Origin of the sequence: Bradyrhizobium embrapense (assembly GCF_001189235.2) — a bacterium.
Classification (GTDB): Bacteria; Pseudomonadota; Alphaproteobacteria; order Rhizobiales; family Xanthobacteraceae; genus Bradyrhizobium; species Bradyrhizobium embrapense.
Genome location: NZ_LFIP02000008.1, coordinates 62,795 through 85,778, shown reverse-complemented (window position 1 = coordinate 85,778; position 22,984 = coordinate 62,795). Strand labels below are relative to the sequence as shown.

22 protein-coding genes and 1 pseudogene are annotated in these 22,984 nt (G+C 65.5%); 16 read left to right on the top strand and 7 right to left on the bottom strand.

Features of this window, described 5'->3' with window-relative positions; genetic code table 11:
* Positions 1–312 precede the first annotated feature (312 nt).
* The 5 genes from AKN83_RS28960 to AKN83_RS28940 are packed head-to-tail and all read left to right on the top strand — an operon-like array spanning position 313 to position 5,687.
* Positions 313–1,422 (top strand): BMP family ABC transporter substrate-binding protein, encoded by a 1,110-nt coding sequence (locus tag AKN83_RS28960; protein WP_050404225.1) that lies wholly within the window; start codon positions 313–315, stop codon positions 1,420–1,422.
* Positions 1,419–2,528 (top strand): ABC transporter permease, encoded by a 1,110-nt coding sequence (locus AKN83_RS28955; RefSeq protein WP_050404224.1) that lies wholly within the window; start codon positions 1,419–1,421, stop codon positions 2,526–2,528. Before AKN83_RS28960 ends, AKN83_RS28955 begins: the two co-directional genes overlap by 4 nt.
* Before the next feature lies 1 nt (position 2,529).
* Entirely contained in the window at positions 2,530–3,456 is a 927-nt protein-coding gene (locus AKN83_RS28950) for an ABC transporter permease (protein ID WP_063695580.1), read from the top strand.
* An 18-nt stretch (positions 3,457–3,474) separates the two neighbouring features.
* Positions 3,475–4,158, top strand: a complete 684-nt coding sequence (gene biuH / locus AKN83_RS28945) for a biuret amidohydrolase (RefSeq protein ID WP_050404223.1) — start codon at positions 3,475–3,477, stop codon at positions 4,156–4,158.
* Positions 4,155–5,687 (top strand): ABC transporter ATP-binding protein, encoded by a 1,533-nt coding sequence (locus AKN83_RS28940; RefSeq protein WP_083992309.1) that lies wholly within the window; start codon positions 4,155–4,157, stop codon positions 5,685–5,687. The genes biuH and AKN83_RS28940 overlap by 4 nt, the downstream gene beginning before the upstream one ends.
* A gap of 13 nt (positions 5,688–5,700) precedes the next feature.
* Here AKN83_RS28940 and AKN83_RS28935 read toward each other — a convergent pair whose 3' ends face one another.
* The 3 genes from AKN83_RS28935 to AKN83_RS28925 form a co-directional block, all read right to left on the bottom strand.
* On the bottom strand, positions 5,701–6,843 hold the full coding sequence (locus AKN83_RS28935) for a mechanosensitive ion channel family protein (protein ID WP_050404222.1): 1,143 nt from the start codon (positions 6,841–6,843) through the stop codon (positions 5,701–5,703).
* A gap of 139 nt (positions 6,844–6,982) precedes the next feature.
* Positions 6,983–7,921, bottom strand: a complete 939-nt coding sequence (gene puuE / locus AKN83_RS28930; RefSeq protein ID WP_050404221.1) for an allantoinase PuuE — start codon at positions 7,919–7,921, stop codon at positions 6,983–6,985.
* 1 nt (position 7,922) lies between these two features.
* The gene (locus tag AKN83_RS28925) at positions 7,923–8,336 is read right to left on the bottom strand and encodes a DUF3830 family protein (protein WP_021077459.1); all 414 of its coding nucleotides are present in this window, start codon (positions 8,334–8,336) and stop codon (positions 7,923–7,925) included.
* Between the two features lie 200 nt (positions 8,337–8,536).
* Here AKN83_RS28925 and AKN83_RS28920 point away from each other — a divergent pair, with 200 nt between their 5' ends.
* Together AKN83_RS28920 and AKN83_RS28915 are read left to right on the top strand one after the other, a co-directional pair.
* Positions 8,537–9,271, top strand: a complete 735-nt coding sequence (locus AKN83_RS28920; protein WP_063695579.1) for an SDR family NAD(P)-dependent oxidoreductase — start codon at positions 8,537–8,539, stop codon at positions 9,269–9,271.
* Positions 9,272–9,403: 132 nt separating this feature from the next.
* Positions 9,404–9,607 (top strand): hypothetical protein, encoded by a 204-nt coding sequence (locus AKN83_RS28915; protein WP_050404263.1) that lies wholly within the window; start codon positions 9,404–9,406, stop codon positions 9,605–9,607.
* 21 nt (positions 9,608–9,628) lie between these two features.
* Here the strand turns inward: AKN83_RS28915 and AKN83_RS28910 are convergent.
* The 3 genes and pseudogenes from AKN83_RS28910 to AKN83_RS28900 all read right to left on the bottom strand — a co-directional run bounded on the left by AKN83_RS28910 (position 9,629) and on the right by AKN83_RS28900 (position 11,895).
* Positions 9,629–10,509: pseudogene (locus tag AKN83_RS28910) on the bottom strand (aldose 1-epimerase family protein).
* Between the two features lie 106 nt (positions 10,510–10,615).
* A complete protein-coding gene (locus tag AKN83_RS28905) occupies positions 10,616–11,383 on the bottom strand; it encodes an enoyl-CoA hydratase-related protein (protein ID WP_050404220.1) in 768 nt (255 codons plus the stop codon).
* Positions 11,384–11,460: 77 nt separating this feature from the next.
* Entirely contained in the window at positions 11,461–11,895 is a 435-nt protein-coding gene (locus tag AKN83_RS28900; protein ID WP_050404219.1) for a MarR family winged helix-turn-helix transcriptional regulator, read from the bottom strand.
* Between the two features lie 381 nt (positions 11,896–12,276).
* Between AKN83_RS28900 and AKN83_RS28895 the strand changes: the two genes are divergently transcribed.
* The 8 genes from AKN83_RS28895 to AKN83_RS28860 all read left to right on the top strand — a co-directional run bounded on the left by AKN83_RS28895 (position 12,277) and on the right by AKN83_RS28860 (position 20,671).
* Positions 12,277–13,104: a CHAD domain-containing protein gene (locus AKN83_RS28895; RefSeq protein ID WP_050404218.1), complete on the top strand. Its 828-nt coding sequence runs from the start codon at positions 12,277–12,279 to the stop codon at positions 13,102–13,104.
* Between the two features lie 154 nt (positions 13,105–13,258).
* Positions 13,259–13,531 carry a helix-turn-helix domain-containing protein gene (locus tag AKN83_RS28890; protein WP_050404217.1) on the top strand — a complete coding sequence of 91 codons (273 nt, stop codon included), beginning with the start codon at positions 13,259–13,261 and terminating at the stop codon, positions 13,529–13,531.
* Positions 13,528–15,543 carry a hydrogenase 4 subunit B gene (gene hyfB, locus AKN83_RS28885; protein WP_050404216.1) on the top strand — a complete coding sequence of 672 codons (2,016 nt, stop codon included), beginning with the start codon at positions 13,528–13,530 and terminating at the stop codon, positions 15,541–15,543. The genes AKN83_RS28890 and hyfB overlap by 4 nt, the downstream gene beginning before the upstream one ends.
* Positions 15,534–16,490: a respiratory chain complex I subunit 1 family protein gene (locus tag AKN83_RS28880; RefSeq protein WP_050404215.1), complete on the top strand. Its 957-nt coding sequence runs from the start codon at positions 15,534–15,536 to the stop codon at positions 16,488–16,490. Before hyfB ends, AKN83_RS28880 begins: the two co-directional genes overlap by 10 nt.
* Entirely contained in the window at positions 16,490–17,152 is a 663-nt protein-coding gene (locus AKN83_RS28875) for a hydrogenase-4 component E (RefSeq protein ID WP_050404214.1), read from the top strand. The genes AKN83_RS28880 and AKN83_RS28875 overlap by 1 nt, the downstream gene beginning before the upstream one ends.
* Complete coding sequence (locus tag AKN83_RS28870) at positions 17,149–18,597, top strand: hydrogenase 4 subunit F (RefSeq protein WP_050404213.1); 1,449 nt, start codon at positions 17,149–17,151, stop codon at positions 18,595–18,597. The genes AKN83_RS28875 and AKN83_RS28870 overlap by 4 nt, the downstream gene beginning before the upstream one ends.
* A 16-nt stretch (positions 18,598–18,613) precedes the next feature.
* Positions 18,614–20,125: a hydrogenase large subunit gene (locus tag AKN83_RS28865; protein WP_050404212.1), complete on the top strand. Its 1,512-nt coding sequence runs from the start codon at positions 18,614–18,616 to the stop codon at positions 20,123–20,125.
* 12 nt (positions 20,126–20,137) lie between these two features.
* Entirely contained in the window at positions 20,138–20,671 is a 534-nt protein-coding gene (locus AKN83_RS28860; RefSeq protein ID WP_050404211.1) for an NADH-quinone oxidoreductase subunit B family protein, read from the top strand.
* A 183-nt stretch (positions 20,672–20,854) separates the two neighbouring features.
* Here the strand turns inward: AKN83_RS28860 and AKN83_RS28855 are convergent, their stop codons facing one another.
* Positions 20,855–21,865 carry a LacI family DNA-binding transcriptional regulator gene (locus tag AKN83_RS28855; RefSeq protein ID WP_050404210.1) on the bottom strand — a complete coding sequence of 337 codons (1,011 nt, stop codon included), beginning with the start codon at positions 21,863–21,865 and terminating at the stop codon, positions 20,855–20,857.
* Between the two features lie 97 nt (positions 21,866–21,962).
* Here AKN83_RS28855 and AKN83_RS28850 point away from each other — a divergent pair, with 97 nt between their 5' ends.
* Positions 21,963–22,835, top strand: coding sequence for a phytanoyl-CoA dioxygenase family protein (locus AKN83_RS28850; protein ID WP_050404209.1), 873 nt, complete (start codon positions 21,963–21,965; stop codon positions 22,833–22,835).
* Positions 22,836–22,984 lie beyond the last annotated feature (149 nt).

Sequence of the window (22,984 nt, the reverse complement as noted above, 5' to 3'; positions counted from 1 at the left end):
CGATTCACCAGCCGGCAAATCGCGGTTTGAGCATCCCGTCCCATGAGGACTTGCATCGGCCGTCCGGCGGTTAGCGACTGCTTAACGGTATTGCATACAACACCGATAGATAGCTCGAAAAATAGGCAAATCGACGCCGATCGCGGTCCGAACCGCCACGTGCCGTTCAACGTTCTCTTTCATATTCAAACGCTTATGGAATTGTGATCGCCAAACAGGCTCTGGCACGAAGCTTGCGACACTCCGTCAAGCGCCGTCGCTATGGCGGCTGCGGCAAGGACAGGCGGGCCGGCCCGCCGGAGGGAGCAGGCGATGGATTTTGGCAGGATTTCAAGAAGGCATTTATTGCAGGGAAGCGCAGCATTGGCGCTCGGCAGCACGCTCGGCGTTCGCGGCGCAGCGGCAGCGGAAACCACGGTCGGATTCATCTATGTCGGGTCGCGCGACGACTACGGCTACAACCAGGCCCACGCGCAGGGCGCCGCGGCGCTGAAGAAGCTTCCCGGCATCAAGGTGGTCGAGGAAGAGAAGGTGCCGGAGACCGATGCGGTCGAGAAGACCATCGAGTCCATGATCAACCTCGACGGTGCCACACTCTTGTTCCCGACCTCGTTCGGCTACTACAACCCGCACGTTCTCAAGATGGCGGCCAAATTTCCGAAGCTGCGCTTCGAGCATTGCGGCGGGCTGTGGACCGACAAGGACCCGAAGAACGCCGGCAGCTATTTCGGCTACATCGACGAGGCGCAATACATCTCCGGCATCGTCGCCGGCTATTCGACCAAGAGCGGCAAGCTCGGCTTCGTCGCGGCCAAGCCGATCCCGCAGGTGCTGCGCAACATCAACGCGTTCACGCTCGGCGCCCGGCTCGCCAATCCCAAGGCGACCACGCAGGTGATCTTCACCGGCGACTGGTCGATGCCGGTCAAGGAAGCCGAGGCCACCAACAGCCTGATCGACCAAGGCGTCGACGTGCTGACCTGCCATGTCGACGGACCGAAGACGATGGTCGAGAACGCAGCGCGCCGCGGCGCGATGGTGTGCGGCTATCACGTCAACCAGTCGCCGCTGGCGCCGAAGGCCTATCTCACCGGCGCCGAATGGAATTGGGAAGCGCTCTATCCGAAATTCGTCAAGATGATCGTGGCTGGAGAGGCGATCCCGAACTTCTATCGCGGCGGCCTCAAGGAAGAGATCGTCAAGGTCTCGCCCTATGGCGAGATGGTCTCGGCGGAGGCGCGCAAAGCTGCCGACGACGTCAAGGCCAAGTTCATGTCCGGCGACTACACCATCTTCAAGGGTCCGATCGCCGACAACAAGGGCAAGACGGTGATTGCTTCCGGCACCGACCGCGGCCAGCAGGATCCCGAACTCGAGAAGATGGACTATCTGGTCGAGGGCGTGATCGGAGCCACCGCGTGACGACCGAGGCGGCGGAATCGGTGGAGGCGGCCGGCGTTGCTCCGGCCGCCGATCCCGGTTTCCTCCAGCGCTACGGCGCGAGCATCGAATACATCCTGATCCCGGGCGCGGCGCTGGTCGGCGCGCTCGGGGTGTTCGGCGGCTTCATCGCGCTCTACGGCAAGAACCCGCTCGACCTCTATTTCTACATGTATTACGGCGCGTTCGGGACGTGGTTCTCCTGGCAGAACACGCTGACCCGCGCCGCGCCGTTGATCCTGACCGCGCTTTGCACGGCGCTGCCGGCGCAGCTCGGCATGGTGATCATCGGCGGCGAAGGCGCGCTGCTGATCGGCGCGCTGGCGGCGACATCGGCAGCGCTGGCGCTGCAGGGTGCGGCGCCGATCGTGGTGCAGATCGCGATGGTCATCGCGGGCATGATCGGCGGCGGTCTCTGGATCACGCTGTCCGGAGGCTTGCGGCAATATCGCGGGGTCAACGAGACGATCTCGAGCCTGCTGCTGGTCTATATCGCGCTCGCGGTTCTGAACCATCTGGTCGAGGGACCGATGCGCGATCCGGCGAGCCTCAACAAGCCGTCGACCCGCGAGATCGGCGCCGCCAACATGATCGGCACCATTCCCGGCACCGACGTGCACTGGGGGCTGGTGTTCGGCCTTGTTGCGGCCGTCGCCGCCTACATCCTGATCTATCACACCACCTTCGGCTTCGCCGCGCGGGTTGCCGGCGGCAACATCCGCGCCGCCAAGATCGTCGGGCTCTCGGTCGGCAAGCTGATCCTGACCGTCTGCTTCCTTGCCGGCAGCAGCGCGGGCCTCGCCGGCATGATCGAGGTCGCGGCCGTGCAGGGCCGCACCAATGCCAACCTCGCGGCCGGCTACGGCTTCACCGGCATCCTTGTCGCGTTCCTGGCGCGGCAGAATCCGCTCGCGATCATTCCGGTGGCGATCCTGCTCGGCGGCATCTCGGCCTCCGGCGGCCTGTTGCAGCGGCGGCTCGGCCTGCCCGACGCCTCGGTGCTGGTGTTGCAAGGCATCATCTTCGTGTTCGTCCTGGCGAGCGACGCGCTCTACGGGCGGATCGGCTTCCTGAAGGGAAAGTCCTGACATGGCGGACGCATCGCTCGGGCTCTGGACCGTTCCGCTCGCCGTGTTCGGCGGCGCCATCCGCGTCTCGACGCCGTTCCTGTTCGTCAGCCTCGGCGAGTGCATCACCGAGCGAAGCGGCCGCATCAATCTCGGCCTCGAGGGCACGCTGGTGATGGGCGCGATGAGCGCCTACGGCATCTCCTATCTCTCCGGTTCGCCTTGGCTCGGCGTGCTCGCGGCCGGGATCACTGGCGCGCTGTTCGGCGCGCTGCATGCCGGCATCTGCTCGCTGCCGCGCGTCAACGACATCGCGGTCGGCATCGCGCTGATGCTGCTCGGAACTGGCTTGGCGTTCTTCCTCGGCAAGCCGCTGATCGAGCCGACCGCGGCACGGCTGCCGGCGATCGATTTCGGCTGGTGGAGCGACGTGCCGCAGGTGCGCGCGGCGCTGCGCATCAACGTGCTGTTCCTGATCGGCGTCGCGATCGCACCGCTGCTGTACTGGGCGTTCAAAACCACGCGCTGGGGCCTGTTGATCCGCACCGCCGGCGAGAGCGCCGACGCGGCGCGCGCGATGGGCCATTCCGTGTTATTGATCCGCTTGCGCGCCACCATGGTCGGCGGTTTCCTCGCCGGCATCGGCGGCTCGTTCCTGTCGTTGTTCTATCCCGGCAGCTGGAACGAAGGCCTCTCCTCCGGACAGGGCATCACGGCGGTGGCGCTGGTGATCTTCGCGCGTTGGGATCCGATGCTGTGCCTGTGGGCCTCGCTTGCGTTCGGCGGCGCCGCAGCCCTCGGGCCCGCGCTGCAATCGGTCGGCATCACCTCCGGCTATCATCTGTTCAACGCCGCGCCCTACATCCTCACCTTGGCGATCATGATCATCACCTGCTCGCCGAAGCGCACGCTGACCGGCGCGCCCGCCGAATTGTCGATCACCCGATAGAGCCAGCGAGATCATTCCATGTCCGAGCGCTTCATCAAGTCCGAGCCCTACGCCTGGCCCTATAATGGCGATTTGCGGCCAGAGAATACCGCGCTGATCATCATCGACATGCAGACCGATTTCTGCGGCGTCGGCGGCTATGTCGACAAGATGGGCTACGACCTCTCGCTGACCCGTGCGCCGATCGAGCCCATCAGGAAGCTGCTCGCGGTGATGCGCGCGCAGGGCTTTCACATCATCCACACCCGCGAAGGCCACCGGCCTGATCTCGCCGACCTGCCCGCCAACAAGCGCTGGCGCTCGCGCCAGATCGGCGCCGGGATCGGCGATCCCGGGCCGTGCGGCCGCATCCTGGTGCGCGGCGAGCCGGGCTGGGAGATCATTCCCGATCTCGCGCCGCTGCCGGGCGAACCCATCATCGACAAGCCGGGGAAAGGCTCGTTCTGCGCCACCGATCTCGAGCTGATGCTGCGGCTGCGCGGCATCGAGAACATCGTGCTGACCGGCATCACCACCGACGTCTGCGTCCACACCACGATGCGCGAGGCCAACGACCGCGGCTTCGAATGCGTGCTGGTCGAGGATTGCTGCGGCGCGACCGACAGGAGCAACCACGATCATGCGCTGAAGATGATCAAGATGCAGGGCGGTGTGTTCGGCGCGGTGACGAAGTCCGCCGATCTGATCGGGGCGCTGTCGTGATCATCGGCGAACCGCCGCTACCCACAGGCGCGTTCGGCGTCGACGCCATCGCCATGACGATGCGGTTCGGCGATTTCCTTGCGCTCGACAATGTCGAGCTCAAGGTGCGCCCGGGCTCGTTCCACGCGCTGCTCGGCGAGAACGGCGCCGGCAAGAGCACGCTCGTCAAGTGCATCATGGGCTATTACCACGCGACCGAGGGCGATATCATCGTCGGCGATCGCCAGCAGGCCATCGCCAATCCCAAGGACGCGCACGCGCTCGGGCTCGGCATGGTCTACCAGCATTTCACCCTGGTGCCGGCGATGACGGTCGCCGAGAACCTGGTGCTGGCGCGCGATGATGTGCCTTCTGTGGTCGACTGGCGCAAGGAGAAGAAGGAGCTCGAGGCCTTCCTTTCGCGGATGCCGTTCAAGGTGCCGCTCGACGCAAAGGTCTCCGACATCTCCGCCGGCGAGCGGCAGAAATGCGAAATCCTCAAGCAGCTCTATCTGAAGCGCCGCTTCCTGATCCTGGATGAGCCGACCTCGGTGCTGACGCCGGGCGAGGCCGACGAGGTGCTCGGCATGCTGCGCGCCATGGTGGTCGCGGGCGAACTGACCATCCTGATGATCACACACAAGTTCCGCGAGGTGATGGCGTTTGCCGATGACGTCACGATCCTGCGCCGCGGCAAGCTCGCCGGCACCGGCCGCGTTGCCGACCTCACGCCCGACGAGATGGCCCGCACCATGATCGGCGCCGAGCAGCTGACCGTGCAGCCGCCGCGCACCGGCGAGACCGGCGCGCCGCGGCTCGAGCTCGACAAGCTCACCGCGCTCGACGATGCCGGCGCGATCGCCGTGCACGGCGTGTCGCTGACGGTGAAGAGCGGCGAGATCGTCGGCATCGCCGGCGTCTCCGGCAACGGCCAGCGCCAGCTGGTCGAAGTGCTGGCCGGCCAGCGCGAAGCCGAGAGCGGTGTGATCCGCGTCCAGGGCGAAGCCTATGCGGCGAGCCGCGAGGAGATGCGCCGCCACAAGATGTCGCTGCTGCCCGAGGAGCCGCTGAAGAACGCCTGCGTCGGCGGCATGAGCGTCGCCGACAACATCGCTTTCCGCGAATTCGACCGCGCCCCGTTCGCACGCGGCGGCTGGTGGCTGGATCGGTCGGCGTTCCGCGAAGACGCCGAGCGCAAGATCAACCGCTACAAGATCAAGACCCGCACGCCGGAAACGCCGATCGCGGCGCTGTCGGGCGGCAATGTGCAGCGCGCGGTGCTGGCGCGCGAGCTCTCGGGCGACGTCGAGGTCCTGATCGCGGCCAATCCGTGCTTCGGGCTCGACTTTGCGGCGGTGGCGCAGATCCACGCCGAGATCATGGCGGCGCGCAATCGGGGCGCTGCGGTGCTCTTGGTCAGCGAAGACCTCGACGAGCTGCTGGAATTGTCGGACCGGCTGGTCGTGATGTTCCACGGCGCGTTCGTGCACGAGGCCCGCGCCAGCGAGGCCGACCTCACGGAGATCGGCCGGCATATGGCCGGGCACTGAAGCAGGTCATGAGCTAATTGCGTGACGGCGCCGCCCCGCGCTGGCGTGCCGGCGCACCGCGCAGGAACGCCCGGCCGAAATCATCGACGGCAGGCGCGAGGATCGCCCGATCCCGCGGCAGCGCGTCGGGCATTTCGTCGCGGATGAACGCCAACAGCTTCTCGCGGATTTCGCAGCGCAAGTCCCAGGACTGCGGCGCATTGCGTGCGCTGACCAGCGCGCGCAGCTCGATGGTGCGCGGATGGGTGTCGATCACCTGCAGATTGACGACGGCGCCGTCCCAGAGCCGCGACTCCTTGGCCACCTGCTCCAGCCGCTTGCGGATCGCCGGCACGTCGGCGCTGTAGTCGACATGCAGCGCGATTGCGCCGATCAGCGATTGCGCGTCCCGCGTCCAGTTCTGGAACGGACGCTCGATGAAATAGGACAGCGGCACCACCATGCGCCGCCAGTCCCACAGCCGGATCACGACATAGGTGGAGGCGATGTCCTCGACCCAGCCCCATTCGTTCTCGATGATGACGGCGTCCTCGATCCGGATCGGCTGTGTGACAGCGATCTGCACGCCGGCGATCAGATTGCTGAGCAGCGGCCTTGCCGCAAGACCGACGATCAAGCCGGCGGCGCCGGCCGAAGCGAACAGGCTGACGCCGTATTGCCGGACCGAGTCGAATGTCATCAGCGCGGTGGAAACCGCAATGATGACGATCAGCGTGTCGGTGACCCGCTTGAAGACGCGGACCTGGGTGACGTGCTTGCGCGCCAGGAAATTCTCGGCGACGTCGAGGCGAAATCTGTTGAGATACCTGGCCGACGCCATATCGACGGCCCGGATCGAGATCCAACCAACCAGCGCGATCACGGCGACGCCGAAGACATGGCTGAGCGTCTGCCGCAGCAGATCGTCGAGCGGCGCCAGCGGTAGCACCAGCGCGACGGCGGCAAGACACAGCGCCAGCCGTGACGGCCCCGATGTCCGGTCGAGCAGCAACGGCGCGACCGAGTTCTTCGATCCAACCATCCGATGGACGAGACGCTGCGCGATCGAGTGAACGATGAGCGCAACGACGATCGCGCCCGTAATCAGGCCGAGACCTACGACCCAATCGGGAACCCATCGAAACGTGTGTTCCACTTCGGCAAGGATATTCCGCATCAACCCGCCTGCTCCCGCATTGCAGGCCGCTAACGCGCGGAATCCCGGATCGCTTCTGACGTCTGTGCAACGCAGCAATTCGTTCGGTGCAACTCGGACACTCGGGATGGCGCGTTGGATCGGCTGACGCGGAACCGCGCTAGGCGATCTCGAACGCGTCCGCTGCGAGATGCTTCAGATTGGCGTGCCAGTGCTCGGCGATCTGAAGCCGGGTCGGCACCCAGACGTGGTCGTGCTTCTGGATGTAATCGAGGAAGCGCATCAGCGCGGCAGCGCGGCCGGGACGGCCAACGACGCGGCAGTGCAGGCCGACCGACATCATCTTGGGTGACGTTGCGCCCTCGGCATAGAGCACGTCAAAACTGTCCTTCAGATAGGTGTAGAACTCGTCGCCGCCGCCAAAGCCCTGCGGGTTGATGAAGCGCATGTCGTTGGCGTCGAGCGTATAGGGGATCACGAGATGCGGCTCGGTGCCGGCGGCCTTGATCCAGTACGGCAGATCGTCGGCATAGGAATCGCAGAGATAGCGCAGGCCGCCCGCCTCCATCAGAAGCCGCAGCGTGTTGATCGAGGAGCGACCGGTGTACCAGCCGAGCGGCCGCGCGCCGGTCGCCTCGGTGTGCACGGCGATGGCGCGGCCGATCTCCGCCCGTTCCTCGTCCTCAGACATGTCCTTGTGCTCGACCCAGCGCAGGCTGTGGCTGGCGATATCCCAGCCGGCTTCCTGCATCGCCGCGACGACATCCGGATTGCGCTTCAGCGCCATCGCGACCCCGAACACCGTGGCCGGCAGCTTGCGCTCGGTGAACATCCGCCACAGCCGCCAGAAGCCGGCGCGCGAGCCGTATTCGAACATGGTCTCGATATTGGCGTGTCGCTGGCCGACCCAAGGCTGCGCGCCCAGCACGTCGGACAGGAACGCTTCCGAGGCACGATCGCCGTGCAGGATGTTGTTCTCGCCGCCCTCCTCGAAATTGACCACGAACTGCACGGCAACGCGCGCCGCGTCGGGCCATTTCGGATCCGGCGGATTGCGGCCGTAGCCGCGGAGATCGCGCGGATAGCGGGCCTCGGTCACATCAGATTTCCTCGAAGCGGATGTTCTGCGCGCCCTTCCACAACACGGTCTTGCCGAACGCGGTGAGGTTCTCCAGCCCCGAGGTCAGCGTGATGAAATGATTGCCGGCGAGCTGGCCCATCTTGCTGGCGAAATGCACGCCGCCATAGGCGAGCAGGATCTCGGTCTCGCTGATGCCGCCGGGATAGAGGATGATCTGGCCCGGCGCCGGATAGCTGGTGTGGTTCTCATAGGAGACGCCGAAGTCGAGATCGCCGAGCGGCATCCAGACGCCCTCGCCGCTCCAGCGCACATGGATCGCCTGGCTCTCGAACGGCATCGCCTTGCGGAACGCGGCCACCGTCTTCGGGGCAAGCTGCTCCTCGAAACGGGCGTCAAAGGTGAAATCGCCGGCGCGGACAATCAGTTTGCTCATCGGACTCTCGTGGGTGGGCTGGACAGAATGATGCCCCAACCTTTGACGCCGGCCCGCGCCGGACGCAAGGCCGATTCCGGCTCCGGATGCCGGTTTTTTGCCCGCAAGAGCGCCTGCGGCAACGCAGATTTGAGCAGGGTTGCGTTGCTCCCCGGCTCCCCGTTTGCGAACCTCTCCGCATTCGCAAGGGAGGACGGCCGATGACGACAAACAGCCTTCACGGACATGTGGCGCTGGTGACCGGCGGCTCGCGCGGCATTGGTGCGGCCATCGTCAAGATGCTGGCGGAGGCTGGTGCTGCCGTCGCCATCAATTACCGCGAGCGGTCGGCTGAAGCGGAGACGCTGGCAAAGGGCATCATCGCTGCCGGCGGCCGGGCCGTGGCGATCGCCGCCGACGTCTCGGATGCGGCGGCCGTCACGGGCCTCGTCGCGCGCGCCAAATCCGAGCTCGGCCCGGTCGACATCCTCGTCAACAATGCCGGCATCGCCATCGTCAGGGGTGTCGACGATCTCACTGAAGAGGATTTCGACCGCACCATCGCGGTGAACCTCAAATCGGCATTTCTCTGCACGCAGGCCGTGCTGCCGATGATGCGCACCCGGAAATGGGGCCGCATCGTCAACATCTCCTCGGGCGCGGCGCGCGGCGGCGGCGCGATCGGGCCGCACTACAACGCGTCGAAGGCGGCGATGGAGGGCATGACCCGCGGCTATGCCGCGCGCCTCGTCAAGGAGGGCATCACCGTCAACGCCGTCGCGCCGTCGCTGATCGAGACCGACATGATGAAAGGACAGAGCGGCCTCGTCAGCCGGATCCCGATCGGCCGCTTCGGCACCGCCGAGGAAGTCGCACAGGCCGTGATGCTGCTGGTCAACAATCCCTACATGACCGGTCAGACCATCGCGATGAGCGGCGGCATGGCGTTCAACTAGGTTCCCGAGCAGCCTCGACGGCATCGAACGTTGGACCTGCGGCGCATCACCGGCGTTGTCATCAAACCATGGCAGGAACTGTGCTTGGCTGTAACAGTTGTCCGCTAGGCGAAACCGGATTTGGAGCCTGTCGTGATCGATCCGAAAACGCTTCTCGAACGCGCCGCACAGCTGGCCGATCAGGCCAAGGACGAGGCAAATGCCGGGATCCGGGAGCGGCTGCTGCGCATGGCCGAACACTATCGCGACCTGGCCGCGCACGAGGCTTGGGCGCATGAAAATCCGCCATCGGTCGGCGCCATCACGAGCGTGCTCAGCACCCGCGCAGCGCATTGAGCCGATCGGGAAAACGACCCCTCAGCTGACGCGAATGCGATAGCCCAGCGACCGACGTGCGCCCGGCGCAATGTGCATCAGGCCGGGCTTGTCGGCGAACTCACCGTCGAATTCCGCGGGGCTGGCAAAGCCGTGCCACGGCTCGATGCAGAGGAACGGCGCGCCGCCAGGCTTCGACCAGATGCCGAGCTCGCGGAAGCCGCGCCAGGACATTTCGATCGCCGGGCCTTGGGTGGCTGCTGCTGGGCCTAGTGTCGCCGTGAAGAGGATCGATGTACTTGCGACCTGATCGAAGACCATCGCGTCGTCATCGAACTGTTCCTCCGACAGCGCAAGCGTTCTGCCCTTGACCGGATTGGGTTCAGGCTGCTGGCGCATCAATCCACCCGTCAACCGCCGGATCGGCGCGCGTTCAGCCTTGCCGAAGGTCAGCGTGTAAGCCTCCTTCGGCAGCCCCTGCACCAGCGGCCAGTTGAAAGCGGGATGACCGCCGAGCGAGGCGGGCAGGATGTCGTCGCCGGTTCGAAGGCGACGTCGAGATCGGCGTCACCGACGGTGTAGGTGACCTCCAGCCTGAACGCGAAAGGATAGCGTGCGCGCGTTTCCGCATCGTCGGTGAGTGCGAGCTTGCACGATCGCGGTCCCTGCTCGACCCAGACAAAGCGGCGATCGCGCGCAAAGCCGTGCTGCGTCATCGGATAGGTCTTGCCGTTGTGGCGCAGCGTGTCGTCCTTCAGCCGGCCGACGATCGGGAACAGGATCGGCGCGTGGCGCGGCCATTGCGCGCCGGCCTGCCACAGCAATTCGGTGCCTTGGGCATTCCTGAGCGACGACAGTTCGGCGCCCTGGGCTTGAATGATTGCGGCGATTCCATCGCCGCGCAGCGTGTAACTGTCGCCCATGCCTCGCCTCGCGGGTTGCGTCATGCCCCGACAGGAGATGTTCGATGCTGGCGATGCCGTCAACCCCAAAGCGATCGGGCCGCCCCGGCGGGGCGGCCCTGCTTGCCTACCCGGCGATCCTGGAAAAATCAGGCTGGCGGCGCTCGGCAAAGGCGGCGAAGGCCTCGCGGGCTTCCGCACTCATCAGCCGCTGCTGGAAGATTTCGCTCTCGCGCGCCATTTGCGCGCTGATCCCTGCGGGATCCCGCATCAAGGCCTTGGTGTGCTGGAGCGAGCCGAACGGCCGCTTCGCCAGCGCGTCCGCCGCCGCACGTGCCTTGGCGCGGAGATCCGCAAGCGGCACCACGGCATTGGCAAGGCCGATGGAGACCGCGGTCTCCGCCTCGACCGGCTCGCCGAGCGCGAACATCGCATAGGCCCGCGCATGGCCGATGCGCTGCGGCAGCAGATAGGTCGAGGCCGCTTCCGGCACCAGCGCGAGATTGACGAACGGCGTGATCAGCCGCGCGGTCGGCGCGAGGTAGACGAGGTCGCAATGCAGCAGCATGGTGGTGCCGATCCCGACCGCATTGCCCTGCACCGCGGCAACCAGCGGCCGCGTCGCCTTGGCAAGCCCGGCGAGGAAGCGCGACACGTGACGCTCGCCCTGCACGCCGCGCGACACCGCCGCGAAATCGGCAAGGTCATTGCCTGCGGTAAAGCTGTCGCCGTCGCCCTGCAGCAGCACGGCGCGGATCGCAGTATCGCTTTCCGCGCGCTCGAGCGCGTCGGCCATCGCGCCATACATCGCGTTGGTGATCGCGTTTTTCTTGTCCGGACGCTCCATCGTCACGGTGAGAACGCCACCGTCCAGCGCTACGACCACTTCACTCATCTCTCGCTCCTATTGCTTGCTTCCTGTTTGATGCGTCTGCTTGACGCGAACTGGTACCCGTTTCGCCTGAAGGCGCGCTAGCCGTCTTTGTCCTTCGGAAACTTGTCTTGCAGGCTGGTCAGCCAGCGCGACACCACGTCGATCTCGGCTTCCGAAAATCCGTCCATCAGGCGATTGTTGATCACCCGGGTCCTGGTTGCGGCGCGCTTGCCGAGTTCCTGCCCCGCCGCGGTCAGATGCAGCCGCTGACTGCGCCCGTCCTCACCGTCGCGGCGGCGCTTGACGAGGCCGGCACGCTCCATCCGGTCGGCGAGTCCTGTCATCGCCGACGGCACGATGTCGAGCGCCTGCGAGACGTCGCCGATCAGCGCGCCGTCGTTGCGCCCGAGGAAGAACAGCACGCCCGCCTGCGCCGACGTCAGGTCGTGCGCGGCCGTCTCCTGATCGATGGCGCGCTGCAGCCGCCGATAGGCCACGGTCAGGAGAAAGATCAGCCGGTGTTCCGCTTTCATGGCGTTGTTATATATTTCGCATGCGAAATATCAAGATATTTCGCGCACGAAATATTTATGATCGCCGAAATCCACTGTCGCGTCGCGTTCTGCGGCAGCGCCAAAACTCCGGCGCCTCCGACAGTGCGAGCTCCGCACATTGACTGGAATGAGCCCCCGCGACAGGATTGATTGCGACATTTTAATTGCGCCGCTGGATCGCTGCATTGCGTCCCAGCAGAAAACCCTTGATCGACAACGATCAAACGGGAAATCTTCCGCCCGGAGCCATGTGTCGCGTTGCGACGGCGGCGGCGCCACGGGAGTGTCATGACGTCAGCGGCAAGTCCGGACAGGGGGCGCGTTGTCCGCCCAAAGCGGCCGCGCCACCTCAGCGAAGCCATGCGTTGCGAAACCGCGTTTCGCCTGATCCTGTCCGAATGTCTCGAGGAAGTCGCGACCAACCACGAGGCCGTGAGCAATGGCGACCCGGCTGCGCTCCACCAGACCCGTATTGCACTGACGCGGCTGAAGGCCGCGGTCGCCTTCTACGGCCCGATGGTGGCGGACACCGAATGGAAGCGGCTGAAGTCCGAGCTGAAGTGGCTGAGCGCGCATCTGGGTGCGACGCGCGATCTCGACGTCGCGATCGAGAACAGCAAGGGCTTGCCGGAAGAGCTGATGCTCAGGACGGCACGCGCCGATGCGTTCGAAGCCCTCAAGGAAGCCTTGCAGAGCGACCGTTACTGGCAATGGTTCGACGGCATGTGGGACTGGGTCGGCAGCGGCCCCTGGACCACGCGGCAGGACCGCCGTGCCGCGCAACGGCGGGCCGTGCCGGTGTCGGTGTTTCATGCCCGCCGGCTGGCACGGTGGCATGGCAAGCTGTGCCAGAAGAGCCGCGGGCTGCAGGGCATGGGCAAGAACAAGCGGCACCGTGTCCGGCTTGCCAGCAAGCGGCTGCGCTACGCCATCGAGTTCTCGGAAGGCGGATTGCCTCCCGACGAATACGCGTCATGGCGGACCGTCCTGAAGCATCTGCGCAAGGGACAGCAGCTGCTGGGCGAATTGAACGATGACGAGGTGCGTCGCGAGTTGTTCGAGAGCGCCGATGCGCTGGCGCAACGCGCCCGGCAGCGCAAGGCCAAGCACCAGCGCATGCACGCGCGGAAGCGCAAGGGCCGGCTGCTGCGCCGCGCCGCGGCGATCTACCGAAAAATCTCCGATTGAGCGCGCAGCCGTGCATCTTCCGTCGGCGCGCCGCTGCGGCCCAAGCTCCGGCTGCCCAGAATTGATGTATGAAACATCATTTATTACTCTTGTAGCATTACTACTTATTGTGCATAACTGATATTCAAATAAACTCGACTCTCGGCCTCAATCGATGATCACCGCGGCCCAGCTACGAGCTGCCAGAGCCTTGCTCGGCATCGACCAACGGCAGCTCGCCGAGCTGTCCGGACTTTCGGTGCCAACCATCCAGCGCATGGAGGCGAGCGAGGGCACCATCCGAGGCAATGTCGATTCGCTTGTGAAACTGATCGACGCGCTCGGCACGGCCGGGGTCGAAGTCATCAACGAGGGTGCCGCCAGCAACGGCGGCGGCCGCGGCGTGCGATTGAAGGCCGGATCCGGCTCGCCCAAGGTGCAGACATGATCCCGGCGGTCACTCAGCAGGTCTGGTGTGTTGCTGCACTGCTGGGAACGACCGCTCTCGCGATCGCAGCAGGCGGATCGCGTCGATCGACGGCCATTGTCTACGGCACGACCTTTGCGATCTCGTTGGTCGCATTGGCTGGCGCCCTGTTCGCGCTCATCGCCCACCCCGGCACGACCGCACTGACATTACCTGTCGGCTTGCCGTGGCTGGGATCGCATTTCCGCCTCGACGCGCTCGCCGCATTCTTTCTCGCAGTGGTCAATCTCGGCGGTGCGGCCGCAAGTCTTTATGGCCTCGGCTATGGCAATCACGAGTCAGCGCCAAAGCGCATCCTGCCCTTCTTTCCGGCGTTCCTGGCCGGAATGAACCTCGTTGTGCTGGCCGACGATGCGTTCACCTATCTGCTATGCTGGGAATTCATGTCGCTCGCATCCTGGGCGCTCGTCATGGCGCATCACCGTGAGGCAGACAACACGCGCGCAGGCTATGTCTATCTCGTGATGGCAAGCTTCGGGACGCTGGCTCTGTTGCTCGCTTTCGGCCTGCTGGCGGGAGCGGGCGGGAGCTATAGTTTTGTGGCTATCCGCACCGCCCAGCACACCCCGTCCGAAGCCGCACTGGTGCTCGCGCTGATGCTGCTCGGCGCCGGATCGAAGGCCGGCCTGGTTCCATTGCATGTGTGGCTGCCGCTGGCCCATCCCGCAGCACCGAGCCATGTCTCGGCGCTGATGAGCGGGGTGATGACGAAGGTCGCCATCTACGGATTCATCCGCGTCGTGTTCGATCTGCTCGGGCCGCCTAGCTGGTCAGCCGGTGCCGTCGTGCTCATCCTCGGCGGCGCGACCGCCGTGATGGGCATCCTCTACGCATTGATGGAGAAGGATCTCAAGCGCCTGCTCGCCTACAGCACGATCGAGAACATCGGCGTCATCTTCGCAAGCCTCGGCCTTGCGCTGGCATTTCAGGCGAGCGGCCTCGGCCTGGCCGCGGCCCTCGCCTTCACGGCCGCGCTGTTCCACGTGCTCAACCATTCGTTCTTCAAGAGCCTGCTGTTCTTCGGGGCCGGCGCCGTGCTGACGTCGACCGGCGAACGCGACATGGAGAAGCTCGGCGGCCTGATCCACCGCATGCCGCTCACGAGCTTCGCCTTTCTCGTCGGCTGCGTCGCTATCTCGGCGCTTCCGCCGTTCAACGGGTTCGTTTCCGAATGGCTGATGTTTCAGGCCGTCCTCCAGAGCCCCGATCTGCCGCAATGGGTGCTGAAGATCATGGTGCCCGCGGTCGGCGCCTTGCTGGCGCTGGCGGCGGCGCTCGCCGCCGCATGCTTCGTCAAGGCCTTCGGAATCACATTTCTCGGCCGCGCGCGCAGCCCGGCCGCGGAAGCCGCCGGCGAGGTCGATCGCTATTCGCTTGCCGCGATGTTCTGCCTCGCCGCGCTCTGCTTCCTCGCCGGCATTCTGCCGGGCCTGGTGATCGACGCGCTCTCGCCGGTCGCGCAGGCCATGACCGGCCACCGGATGCCGCTCCAGGCGGACGATCCCTGGCTTTCGATCGCGCCGATCGCGGAGAGCCGCAGTTCCTACAACGGATTGCTGGTGTTTGTATTCATCACGGCGGCGGCGTCGCTTGCGGTGTATTTCATCCATCGCTTTGCCTCGCGCGCGATCCGGCGCGGACCTGCCTGGGGCTGTGGCTTCACCGATCCGACGCCGGCGGCGCAGTATTCCGGAACGAGCTTCGTCCAGCCGATCCGCCGCGTGTTCGGCACCCTGGTTTTCCAGGCCCGCGAGCATGTCGACATGCCCGCGCCGGGCGAATTGCGGCCGGCCCGCTTCAAGGTCGAGATGCACGATCTGGTCTGGGAGCGGCTGTACACGCCCGTCACCGAAGTCGTCTGGTTCTTCGCCGATCGGCTGAACCAGCTCCAGTTCCTGACCATCCGCCGCTACCTCAGTCTGGTGTTTGCAACCCTGATCACATTGCTGCTGGTGCTCGCGATATGGTCGTGATCTCGGACATCTTTGTTCAGCTGGGCCAGATGGCGCTCGTGCTGCTGCTCGCGCCGCTCCTGACCGGCGTCGTGCGCAAGGTCAAGGCCCGCCTGTTGCGCCGGAGGGGACCGTCGGTCTTCCAACCCTATCGCGATCTGCTGCGGCTGCTGCGCAAGGAGGTGGTGCTCGCCGAAAACGCATCCTGGCTGTTCCGCGTCACGCCTTATGTGACGTTCGCGGCCATCTGGGTCGCCGCGGCGCTGGTCCCGACATTCGCAACAGGCCTGGAGTTCAGCTGGAGCGCCGACCTGATCGCGATCGTCGCCCTGCTCGGCAGCGCGCGCTTCTTCCTCGCGCTTGCCGGCATGGATGTCGGCACCAGCTTCGGCGGCATCGGCTCCAGCCGCGAGGTGATGATCGCCGCGCTGGCCGAGCCGGCCATGCTGCTGATGGTGTTCTGCGTCGCGCTGATTGCCGGCTCGACCCAGCTGTCGACGGTCGCGACCTTCATGGCGTCGTCGGAAGTCGGACTGCGCGTCTCGCTCGGCATGGCGATGATCGCCCTCATCATGGTGGCGCTCGCCGAGAATGCCCGCATTCCGGTCGACAACCCGGCGACGCATCTGGAGCTGACCATGGTGCACGAGGCGATGATCCTCGAATATTCCGGACGTCACCTCGCCATGATCGAGTTCGGCGCCTTCCTCAAGCTGCTGCTCTACATCTCGCTGATCATCTGCGTGTTCTTCCCCTGGCGGATCACCACCGAAGGCGCGGGTCCGCTGTCCTATCTGGTGAGCGTTGCCGCCTATATCCTCAAGCTTGCGGTCGCAAGCTTCCTGCTTGCCGTGTTCGAGACCGCGACGGCGAAGGTGCGGGTTTTCCGTGTCCCCGAGTTCCTCGGCGCCGCGCTCATGCTCGGCCTGCTCGGTACGCTGCTTCGTTTCGTGTCACGGGGCTTCTGATGCACAACCTCGCCTTCGACATCGCCCATCTGCTCGCCGGCGGGCTCGTCCTGATCAGCTTCATGATGCTCTACCAGGACCGCCTGTATGCGCTGCTCAACATCTTCGCGTTGCATGCAGTGGTGCTCGCGCTTTCCGTGGCCTGGCAGGCATTCGTCCAGAACGCACCGCATCTCTACGTAACGGCCGTGATCGCGCTGGTCTTCAAGGCGACCATCATCCCGGTGGCGCTGCACCGGATCGTCAAGCAGCTCGGTATTCATCGCGATATCGAGACCTCGGTAGGTATCGGCCTGACCATGCTGGCAGGCATGGGGCTCGTCGCGCTTTCCATGATGGTGATGCTCCGCGTGACCGGCGCCGCCGATCCGCTGGCGCGCGAAGACCTCGCCTTCGCGCTGTCGGTGGTATTGCTGGGACTGCTCGTCATGGTGACGCGTCGCAACGCCGTCAGCCAGGTCGTCGGCTTCATGTCGCTGGAAAACGGATTGGTGCTGGCCGCGACCGGCGCCAAGGGCATGCCGCTCGTCGTGGAGATCAGCGTCGCGTTCTCGATCCTGATCGCATTCATCGTCATCGGCGTGTTCCTGTTCCGGATCCGGGAACGGTTCGACACCGTCGACGTCGGCGCGCTCGATGAATTCAGGGGGGAGCGTCGATGACCGCCGCGTCGGATGCCGTCGCCTGGATTCTCCTGATACCGATCTGTGCCGCGGCCGTGCTTGCGGCGCTGCCCGGTTACCGGCTGACCGCGGCGCTCAATATCCTGGCCAGCCTCGGCACCTTGCTGGCGGCACTTTCGCTGCTCGTCATCGAGCGCCCGCAGCCCGGCCAGTACCTGCTGATCGACGATCTCAACATCGTCTTCATCGTGCTCAACACCTTCGTGGGATTCACCACAAGCGTGTTCAGCGCGAGCTATATCGCCCATGAGCTCGAGACCGGGCGGCTGACGCCGGGCTATCTGCGATTCTACCATGCCATGTATCAGATCATGATGTTCGGCATGAACCTCGCGTTCGTGTCGAACAATATCGGCCTGATGTGGGTCGCAGTCGAAATCGCCACGCTCACCACCGTCCTGATGGTCGGCATCTACCGGACCCATGCGGCGCTGGAAGCGGCCTGGAAGTATTTCATCCTCGGCAGCGTCGGCATCGCGCTCGCGCTGTTCGGCACCATCCTGGTGTACATGGCCGCGCTGCCGGTCATCGGCGAGGGCCAGGACGCCATGGTCTGGACGGTGTTGATCAGCCGCGCCGCAACCTTCGATCCGGCATTGCTCAACGTCGCCTTCATCTTCCTGCTGCTCGGATACGGCACCAAGGTTGGCCTGGCGCCGCTGCACGCCTGGCTTCCCGACGCGCATGCCGAAGGACCGACGCCGATTTCCGCCGTGCTGTCCGGCCTCTTGCTCAATGTCGCGCTCTATGCGGTGCTCCGCTTCAAGATCCTGCTCACCGTCAATCCGGATGCGATATCGCCGGGCCCGCTGATGGTGACGATGGGACTGACCTCGCTGCTGTTCGCGGCCTTCATGCTTTACCGCCGCCGCGACATCAAACGGCTGTTCGCCTATTCCTCGATCGAGCACATGGGCATCATCGTGTTTGCGTTCGGGATGGGCGGGCCGCTCGCCAACTTCGCCGGCCTGTTGCACATGGTGATGCACAGCCTCACCAAGTCGGGGATCTTCTACGCCGTCGGCCACATCGCACAGGTGAAGGGCACGCAGCGGATCGCCAACATTCGCGGCCTGACTGAATCCCATCCGGCCCTCGGCTGGAGTCTCGTGATCGGCGTGATCGCGATCGCCGGCCTGCCGCCGCTCGGCATCTTCATGAGCGAATTTCTGATCGTCAGCTCCACGTTCGCACGCCAGCCGCTGCTCGCCATCCCGCTGGTGTTCGGCCTGCTGCTCGCCTTCGGCGCGCTGATCCTGCGCCTGACCAGCCTTGCGTTCGGCGAGCCGCGCGGCAGTGCCGCGCCGGCCGATGCATCCTATCTGCCGATGTTCGCGCATTTCGCGCTGGTGCTGACTGCGGGCATCTACCTTCCGGGGCCGCTCGTCGTCTGGTTCCAGCACGTCGCCAACCTCCTGGGTTAGCGAGGGAGAACGGGATATGCCGACGTTGATCGATTTGATCCGGGCAGGCCGCAAGGTCGAACGGCACCATCCATGGCCGCGTGCGGTGGTGGACAGCGATGCCTGGCGTGCCGCCGCCGGCGCCCTCGCCGATGGCGGCTTGAGCCTGCTCGGGCTTTGGGGCGAACCATCCTGCGTGCATATGGCCATCGTCGACGAGCGCACCTCCGACATCGGCGTGGTCAGCCTCGATTGTCCCGACCGCCGCTTCCCCTCGGTCGCGGCCTGCCATCCTCCGGCGCTTCGCCTGGAGCGCACCATCCACGACCTTTTCGGGCTTCAGGCCGCGGGCACGCCGGATCCCCGTCCCTGGCTCGATCATGGCCGATGGCCGATGCGTTTCCCGCTGGGCGAGCGCCTCGATGCAGCACCGGATCCGGCGCCTTATCAATTCCTTCCGGCCGAAGGCGACGGTCTGCATCAGATTCCGGTCGGCCCGGTGCATGCCGGCATCATCGAGCCCGGACATTTCCGCTTTACGGCGAGCGGCGAGACGGTGGTCCGCCTCGAGCAGCGGCTCGGCTACACCCACAAGGGCGTCGAAGGACTGATGACGGGGAGCGCCGTCGAGCAGGCCGCGCGCCTCGCCGGCCGGGTCTCCGGCGACAGCACGGTCGCCTATGCGCTGGCATTCGCGCAAGCGGTCGAGGCCGCGCAGCAGATCGCGGTGCCGCCCCGCGCGGTCTTGCTGCGCGCACTGATGGCCGAGTTCGAGCGACTGGCCAATCACCTCGGCGACATCGGTGCGATCTGCAACGACGCGTCATTTGCACTGATGCAGGCGCATTGCGCCGTGCTGCGCGAAGCTGTATTGCGCGCGGCCGACGCTGCATTCGGCCACCGCCTGATGCGCGACCTTGTCGTTCCCGGCGGCGTGGCGCGCGACATCGCCGGCGATGGACCCAACGCAATCCGGGCCGCGCTCGACCAGATCCGCCGGCATTTCCCTGCGCTGATCGAACTCTACGACAACACCGCCTCGTTGCAGGATCGCACCGTCGGCACCGGCATCGTGACCGCGGCGCTCGCCCGGCAATTCGCCGCCGGCGGCTATGTCGGGCGTGCGAGCGGCCGCGACCATGATGCCCGACGCAAGCCCGGCTATCTCCCCTATGATGGCTTGCGTTTCGAAGTCCCTGTTCTCGGCGACGGCGACGTCAACGCCCGGGTCTGGATCCGGATCCGCGAGGTCCAGCAGAGCCTTGCGCTGGCGTACCAGATCCTCGTTGGCCTCGAGGCCGGCCCGGTCAGGGTGTCGCTGCGGGCTGCGAGCGAAGCGGCCGAAGGCATCGCGCTGGTCGAAGGTTTCCGGGGCGACATCCTGGTCTGGCTCCGCCTGAACGGCGATCGGATCGACCGATGTCATCTGCGCGATCCGTCATGGTTTCAATGGCCCCTGCTCGAGGCGGCCATCGAAGGCAACATCGTGGCGGACTTCCCACTCTGCAACAAATCGTTCAACTGCTCCTATTCGGGGCAGGACCTCTGAGGACCGGGGGCGATGCGCAAACTTTTGTTCGAGAGCCTGTTTCGCCAGCCATTGACCGAACAGGCGCCGCGGCCGGACGATGCGGCGCTTGCGGAGCTCGCGGCCGCGGTCGGCCGCACCGCACGACGCCGTCTCGGCCGCAGCCTCTCGATCCGCGAGGTTGATGCGGGCTCGTGCAACGGATGCGAGCTGGAGATTCACGCGCTCGGCAATGCCTATTACGACGTCGAACGGTTCGGAATCCGGTTCGTGGCCTCGCCCCGCCACGCCGATGTCCTGCTCGTCACAGGTCCGGTCACGAACAACATGCGCGAGGCGCTGGAGCGCACATACCGGGCGACGCCAGATCCCAAATGGGTCGTCGCTGCGGGCGATTGCGCAAGGGATGGCGGATGCTTTGCCGGCAGCTATGCGGTGGTCGGCGGGGTCTCCGCGGTCGTTCCCGTCGATCTCCACATTCCGGGTTGTCCACCTTCGCCGATAGCCATTCTACGCGGCCTCATCGGTCTGCTCGAGGCGGTGGACTCCGGCGTCGCGGCACGGTGAGAGCACGCGCGCAGATTTACCTCTCCCTTGGGAGAGGTCGGCGCGAAGCGCCGGGTGAGGGGTTACGGTCTCTCTGTGGAGCTGCAGCCCCTCACCCGATTTGCTTCGCAAATCGACCTCTCCCATCGGGGAGAGGTGAGCCGAATCCGTGGCCGAACCGATTCGATCCAAACTCATCGCGCTTTAGCCGCTGTCGCGCAGCACCAGCTCGAAGCCGAGATCGATGCGGCGCTCGCCACCGCGCTCCAGTGTCAGTGTCGCCGCGGTGCGGCCGATCGCATCGCCATGCACGCTGATCGTGCTCAATGTCGGCGAGATCAGCTGGCCCATCTCGAGGTCGCCGAGCCCGATCACGGCGACCGGCTGCACTGACGCAGGCCCGTCACGCAGCAGGCCGGCCTTGCGCAGACCCGACATGAAGCCGATCGCATGCGCATCGTTGGCGGCGAACACCGCATCGACGCCGGGCAGGCGTGCATGCGCCGCCACGCTGCCGGAGTCCTTGCGGTCGAGGATCAGCCGGCGCGGCTCGGAGAGGCCGCTGGCCAGCGCCTCGTCCCTGAAGCCGAACCAGCGCCGCGTGCCGCGCGGATCGTCGCCGCCGATGAAGGCGAGCTGCTTGCGCCCTTGCGCAACCAGATGCTTGGCGACCGCGACACCGGCCTTGTAATTGTCGAAGCCCGCGACCGCATCGATCGGATTGGCCGGCAGATCCCAGGTCTCGACGATCGGAATCCGCGCATTGCGCAGCAGGCGACTGCCCTCCTCCGTCGCGGGCGAGCCGACCATGATGATCGCCTCCGGCCTGCGCGACAGCAGCGCCGCCAGCATGCGGTCCTCGCGCGTCGCATCGTAGCGCGACTGCGCCAGGATCACCGAGAAGCCGAGCGGTTCGAGCTTGTCGGACAGACCTTGCACCGTGTCGGCAAAGATCGCGTTGGCGATGGTCGGCACCAGCACGCCGACCGAGTTGGTCCGCGCGCTCGCCAGCGCGCCTGCGACCAGGTTCGGGACATAGCCGAGGTCGCGCATCGCCCGCTCGACCCGCGCCCTCGTCTCAGGGGCGACCAGGTCCGGCATTCGCACCACCCGGCTCACCGTGATCGAGGAGACGCCGGCGCGCTTGGCCACCTCTGAAAGGGTGGGCGCGGCACCGGCCGGGCCGGTCCCAGGGGCGGTTAGTTCGGAGCTCATAGGCCGGAGCCTGCACGATTCCGGATTGCCAAGCCATGATGTTAGCGCTAGCATTGCTCAATGTTAGCGCTAACATGAAGCAAAAAGGAGAAACGGCATGATTTCGGACGAACAGGCCGAAGCCTACAAACGCGACGGTGTGATCGTGGTCCCCGAGGTGCTCAACCAAGAGACCCTCGCCAGGGTGCGTACCGTGCTCGCGGAACTGGTCGCCGGGGCCTCTGCCGTGACCGAGCACACCGACGTCTACGACCTCGAGCCCGGCCACACGCCGGACAATCCGCGCGTCCGCCGCATCAAGGCGCCGCACAAGGTGCACCCGATCTTCGACGAAATCGTCCGCAGCCCGGCTGTGATCTCGATCCTGATGAAGTTGATCGGTCCCGGACTCCGGCTGCATGGCTCCAAGCTCAACATGAAGTCGGCGCAATACGGCTCGCCGGTCGAGTGGCATCAGGACTGGGCGTTCTATCCGCACACCAATGACGACATCCTCGCGATCGGCGTGCTGCTCGACGATTGCGACATCGAGAACGGCCCGATGCTGGTGACGCCGGGATCGCACACCGGCGATACGATGTGGGATCATCACGGCGAGGACGGCTGTTTCGCCGGGCTGATCGATCCGGACCTGATCCAGGACGACATCAAGCGCGCGGTGCCCTGCATGGGCAAGGCCGGCAGCATGTCGTTCCACCACGTCCGCGCGCTGCACGGCTCGGCGACCAACACGTCGAACCGGCCGCGCAATCTGCTGCTCTATGAAGTGGCGGCCAGCGACGCCTGGCCGCTGATGGGCGTGAAGGATTTCGACGAGTTCAACAGCCGGCTGCTGGCGGGGCCGCCGGTGGTCACCCCGCGGCTGACCGACGTGCCGGTGCGGATGCCGCTGCCGCCGGCCAAGCGACAAGGATCGATCTACGAGACGCAGTCGGCGTCGAAGAAATCGTATTTCACGCGCGCCGCCTGAGACTGACGACGATGCCCGCGGCCAGCCGCGGGCATTGCTGCTTTCACGGGCACGATCCCACGCGGCAAACGCGGAGATCGTGCTCGATCAAAATGACCATAAAAACAGACATAACGGGGAAACGAATGACCGAGATGGCAAGAGATGGT